We start from the raw sequence: 5525 nt of genomic DNA on the forward strand, positions 1-5525 counted from the left end.
TCGGATGAATTCATCCGCGAGACCCGTCCGACGATGCGCGATCTCGTCACCCATGTCTGGGGTAAAAATCTCTATGACGTCCCAGCGGATCAATTCGAGGAATATGTCGAGAAGCGTGTCGAGGCGGTGCGCAAGGGTACGGCTTCCATAACGGAAACGCGGCTGCGCGATGGGCGGGTCATCCAGTTTCAGACGCGACCGCTGCCGGATGGCGGCCGTATGCTGACCTATTTCGATATTACCGATCTGAAGCGCAGCGAAGAAAATGCAACCCGGGCGCGCGATGTCGCTGAGGCCGCATTGGCGGACCTCAAGATGGCGCAGGACCGGCTTGTTCAGACGGAAAAGCTTGCATCGCTTGGTCAGTTAACGGCGGGCATCGCGCATGAGATTAAAAACCCGCTTAACTTCGTCAATAACTTCTCAGTGCTTTCGGCGGAACTGATCGACGAACTGGACGAGACCCTGGCCCCAGCTCCGCTCGATCAGAAGATGCGCGGTGACGTCGTTGAACTGACGCAGATGTTGAAGTCCAACCTCGCAAAGGTTGTTCACCACGGGAGGCGCGCCGACTCCATCGTGAAAAACATGCTGCAGCACTCACGTGAGGGTTCCGGTGAGCATCGTCCCGCTGACATCAACGCGATAGTCGATGAGAGCCTAAATCTCGCCTATCACGGTGCCCGAGCAGAAAAAGCAGGTTTCAGTATCGCGTTGCAACGCGATCTCGATCCATCCGTCGGCATGGCTGATGTCTATCCGCAAGAGATCACACGAGTCCTACTCAATCTGATATCGAACGCATTTGACGCCACGACCAAACGTAAAGTGGAGATCGGTGACGGCTTCGAGCCAATCCTTTCCGCTACGACCAAGAACCTCGGAGACAAGGTTGAAATCCGTATTCGCGATAACGGGACCGGTATCCGGGAAGAGGTCAAAGAGAAAATTTTCAACCCGTTCTTCACGACCAAGCCGTCTGGGGAAGGTACCGGGCTTGGCCTGTCGATCAGCCACGACATCATCGTGAAACAACACGGTGGCAGCATCGATGTGGATACGGAGCCCGGGAAGTTCACCGAGTTCAAACTCGTTTTGCCGCGGACGATCCAACGGTAATTTGCCACGCCCATTTCATCGGCTGACAGCATCAAATTTGCTGCAGTGCATGAGTCTCTTGTTGGCACCTTTGAGACCTGCCGACCAGTGCTATGGATGTCTCCTGGTCGGGGAAGACTGGAAGCGAGCGGCGCGCGGTCAAAGCGACGCTCATGACCCGTTACCGACTTCGTGAAAGGGCGCCGGAAGGACACGCGCGCCCCGAATTCCCGGTCGTTGGTGTAAGCGCATTTAACGTAAACAAGACAATAAAAAGCCCGCTCAGTCGGGGGAACTGAGCGGGCTGCGGTTTACATTGAGAGGGGGGCCGGTTCGTGCTCAATGTAATCCAGAAGATCAGCGCTGAAGCGAGTTCTCCTTCAAAGAGCAAGAACGACTGTGACGGGTAAGGGTTCGTGATTGTCCCTTTCGTCCCGCCTCCTGTGTCTCATGAACGGCGTCCCGAAGTTGCGCGACCTCCAACATCATGGCAGAAATTTTTTGAAGCTCGACTGCACAAGCGCGTAACCTTTTTTGATTCATCACAGCACTTCTCCTGGAGTTCTCAACTAAGCCGATGTCTCTTATTGATCTCCTAACGACTTCATCGAAGGCCGGTTATCCTGGTTCTCTCAAAGCGTTTCAACGCCTCAGGAAGTTTCGTCAATTCGGCTTCGAGCAATTGAAGCAGTATCCTGCGTTTGCCCGGCTGCGTTTCCGTCTTCAGAAGCGACCTGTAGAGACTGATGTTCTGAGCCGTGATGAAGTCCTCGAGCGCACTAGCCATTTTGAGATCCTGCAGTTCAGCCGATCAAAAAAAGCACCCTGCTCCACGGGCGCTGATCGATGCCGTTCCTCGTCTTGGGCTCCCCGGGCGTTTCGCCTTGAAGCGGAATTTAACGGGACGGTGACTGGGCGGTAACTCGGGAAACTACGAGCTGGTAGTTTTACAAGCAGCCATTGGAGGACGCAGCGGACGCGCCTTGCGACACCGCCAGGCTCAAGCTCGTTATTTGGATCATTTGGAAAAGCCGTGCGGTTCGTTGACCGGTAAAATGATGTCGAATTGCGCGCCACCTCCCTGGCCCGACGAAGCCAGCAGTTGCCCTCCGTGGCGCTCGACAATCATCCGGCAGATGGCGAGACCGAGGCCGATCCCGTGGGATTTGGTCGTGACGAACGGATCAAATATGTTGTCGAGGCTTTTCGGATCGATTCCCGGTCCGGTGTCCATGACCCTGATGACAATCCCCTCGTCCTCGCGGCGTTCGGTGCTCAGGCTGAGCACGCGGTCCCCATATTTTCCGGCCATCGCCTCGATCGCATTGAAGATGAGATTGAGCAGAACCTCCTGCAACTGACCGTGGTGGCCGATCATAGATGGCCCTTCAGGCATGAGCTCGGTACGTGTCGCGATGTGGTGTTCGGTCAGCTCCCTGTGCATGATATCGAGTGTATTCAGCACCAGCTCGTTGACGTCGATTTCCACTTTTGACTGGTCGGAAGCCCGAAACAGGTCACGAATGCTATTGAATATTTCGCTGGCGCGATGACCGTCGTTGACGATCTTGTTCAGAGCCGATCGCGCCTTCGCAACCTCGGGGGGCGCATGCCCAAGAAACCGCAGCGCGGTACTGGCTCTCATGACGATTGCCGCCAGCGGCTGTTTCACTTCATGTGAAATCGAGGCCACTACCGCTGCCATGTTCATCAATTTGTTGTCTCGCTCGCGCCGCAGCAACGCGTTTGCAAGGGCCAGGCGGTTGTACAAGTCCATCGTCTCGGCAAGCAATACGACGAGCACGATAGTCGCGGCCGCAAACGAGAAGATGCGGCTGAAATAAAACCCAAGACTGAAGCGGAAGCTGACGAGAGCCAGTTCACTTATCAGCGCGCAGGCAACGACCATCAGCCACAAATCGAGAACCGAACGTCGACGCGTCCACAGAAACGCAAGCGCAACCACGCCCACAAACAAATCGAAGTAGGTGACGTAAAATCCCAACGGGGTAAGCTCGAAAACGTTCTTGAATTGGCGCGGCAATACCGGGTCGCCGATGATGGCGAGGCAAACGAGTCCCACGACCAGGCTGATCGAGATCGAGGTGCACCAGCTGATCGCAAACCGAACCGAAACCTGGATGGTATGGTCTTCGTCCTTCAGCCAGACATACAGCAAGAGACCTGCGGGAAATCCCAAATGCCAGAAAGTGTAAAGCCAGGCGGTGGTTTGCGGGCCCGCTCCGAGCAGGCCGGTCGGTGAAAATGCGCCTGGAAAGGTGAGCGCATGCGGAATCACAATCATCGCAGTAAAAAGATAACTTCCGGCAAGAACCAGGAGTGCCCGCGATCGAGAAATCGAAAAATGGACGAACAGGAGGATAGCAGTTATCAGGTCGGTAACCAATATTGCCGCGTTCATGAAGGGAATGAAGGCGGCGAACCGGGGAAGCGTCTTGGGTGCATAGGGAGCCACGCTGGTCGCAGCGACGAGGAGAGCTGCAACTGCCGCCAGTGCCCATAATTTCTGTCGTGACGTCGGCTGATGTCTTATCAGGCCGATGTTTGCGTCGTCGAATTGATCGGTCGACGCCAGGGCCGTGGTTGCGCTCGATGCGACTGTGCTTGCTGATAGGTCCTGATTTGCGCGAGCGGTCATTTCGTCGACGCTGACAAATCGGCTGACAGCCAGACCCGGACGAGTTCTGGCAATCCTTTGGCAGCCATTTTTTCCATTACGTGCGCGCGATGAAATTCAACCGTACGCGGGCTGATGCGAAGGTGCGCGGCGATCTCCTTGTTGGACTTGCCAGCGACCAGCTGTTCGAGCACTTCGTGCTCGCGAGACGTCAGCTTCTGCAGGAGTTGACGCGACGATTCCGTATCCTCAGCCGTGTCAGAGCCGGGGGATTGGCTCAAAGCCGCACTTAGCGCGGCCAGCAACGCGTCTGCTTCAAATGGCTTTTCAAGAAAGTCGATGGCGCCTGCCTTCATCGCAGCCACCGCCATCGATACGTCGCCGTGAGCGGTGATCAGCATCAGCGGTATTGTCGAACCGCTGGCGCGCAGTCGCCGCAGCAAAGTGAGCCCGTCTATTCCCGGCATGCGCACGTCGCTGACAATGCAGCCCGGCTCGATAGCCTCGCCGCGCGCCAGCAACTCCTCGCCTCTAACATAGCCGCGCACCGTGTAGCCGCCGTCTTCGAGCAGTTCCACGAGGGAAGCCCGCATATCCTCATCGTCTTCAACGACATGGATGACACTTTCGCTCGGCAAAAAGATTATCTCCACGATTGCACTAGCCGAGGGCACTGGCTGACCGCCTCACCGACCAACGGGCGGTTAATCAGTACCATTTCGGCCTAATCCAACTTTGATTTTGATCAACGAGTTCGTCGGCCTAGCTCAACGCCTGGCTCGCCGAGTGACGGTGTCCCCTCAAACCCCGCAAATGTACTAGCTCGCAGTCTACCGAGTTACGCTCAGCCGGCGGGACGAATAACCAGTATGGGGTCAAACATACCCGGATGAAATTATCGGAGAGAGCCATGAAGCCTGATATTTTACGGAGTGGGGAGGCGATCTCCTCGGAGCGATCGTTCCATATCCCGCTGAATGCCGGACATCCGAGTGCTCCGCCTGCCTCGTCGATCAGTCTTCGAAGCAGCGCACCGGAAATGAAGCCGGTATCCGGAGAAGTGTCCGGCCGGGTGTTTGCAGCCTATGCCGCCGCGCTCGCCATTACGGGCTTCTTGTTCGTGATGGCGTTGACTGGAGGCATTCACCTCGAATGAGCGCGCGGTTCGAAAGCCATGAGAAGCGGAGAGACTTATGTTTAGTCCAACTGATCTGAGCCTGAGCCCGATGTGTCCCAGGTGTAGACGCCTCGCCAGCCTTCGGCTTCGCGCGAGCATTCCGGAGCGTGATGGATTTCCCCAAGTGCAGTGTCTGGAGTGCTGTGCTTGCGGTGAAGTCATGATCGTCGAGCGCGGATTGGGCGAAAGGAGCAAGGCTCTCCCGGAGACCGCCGTGCGCGTCGCTGCATAGTGCTCGTCGGCCGCCAGCACAGCGTAAGGCCGCCAGATCTGTTGCAATGAACGAGGGAGAACCATCAATGGACCTCGAGAGATTTTATACCGATGAAAACCTGGCCCTCTATCGGCTCCTTGCGTCTTCGACCGACGTCGACGAGCGACGCGCAATTCTCAGGCTGCTCGCCGGCGAAACAGCCAAGCTGAAAAGCGAGCTGCGCAAAACCGACTCTGAGGCGACCGGCCGTGTCGCCAAAACACGGCATTGACATAGCACCCGCTCTGATTTGGCCCGGCGGCGGAGCTTTTCGTATTTGCTTGAGGCAGGCTGATATAAGTGAATGAGTAGCATCATGCTTGTCAGGACATTCACGTGGCATTCGCTGACTTATATAG

At 56.4% G+C, this 5525-nt stretch carries 6 protein-coding genes; 3 read left to right on the top strand and 3 right to left on the bottom strand.

From position 1 onward, the window contains the following. Positions 1-1119: sensor histidine kinase (locus WB528_RS11795; RefSeq protein ID WP_423888591.1), on the top strand; the 1119-nt coding region annotated here is incomplete at its 5' end. A gap of 583 nt (positions 1120-1702) precedes the next feature. Here the strand turns inward: WB528_RS11795 and WB528_RS11800 are convergent. The 3 genes from WB528_RS11800 to WB528_RS11810 all read right to left on the bottom strand — a co-directional run bounded on the left by WB528_RS11800 (position 1703) and on the right by WB528_RS11810 (position 4410). Beyond that, a complete protein-coding gene (locus WB528_RS11800) occupies positions 1703-1885 on the bottom strand; it encodes a hypothetical protein (RefSeq protein ID WP_423888592.1) in 183 nt (60 codons plus the stop codon). Between the two features lie 231 nt (positions 1886-2116). Then, entirely contained in the window at positions 2117-3757 is a 1641-nt protein-coding gene (locus WB528_RS11805; protein WP_423888593.1) for an MASE4 domain-containing protein, read from the bottom strand. Next, on the bottom strand, positions 3754-4410 hold the full coding sequence (locus tag WB528_RS11810; RefSeq protein ID WP_423888594.1) for a response regulator transcription factor: 657 nt from the start codon (positions 4408-4410) through the stop codon (positions 3754-3756). The genes WB528_RS11805 and WB528_RS11810 overlap by 4 nt, the downstream gene beginning before the upstream one ends. A gap of 236 nt (positions 4411-4646) precedes the next feature. Here WB528_RS11810 and WB528_RS11815 point away from each other — a divergent pair, with 236 nt between their 5' ends. After that, positions 4647-4892 carry a hypothetical protein gene (locus WB528_RS11815; protein ID WP_423888596.1) on the top strand — a complete coding sequence of 82 codons (246 nt, stop codon included), beginning with the start codon at positions 4647-4649 and terminating at the stop codon, positions 4890-4892. Positions 4893-5212: 320 nt separating this feature from the next. Continuing rightward, positions 5213-5398 carry a hypothetical protein gene (locus WB528_RS11820; protein WP_423888597.1) on the top strand — a complete coding sequence of 62 codons (186 nt, stop codon included), beginning with the start codon at positions 5213-5215 and terminating at the stop codon, positions 5396-5398. Positions 5399-5525: the final 127 nt, after the last annotated feature.

This window comes from Bradyrhizobium sp., assembly GCF_049586575.1.
Taxonomy (GTDB): Bacteria; Pseudomonadota; Alphaproteobacteria; order Rhizobiales; family Xanthobacteraceae; genus Bradyrhizobium.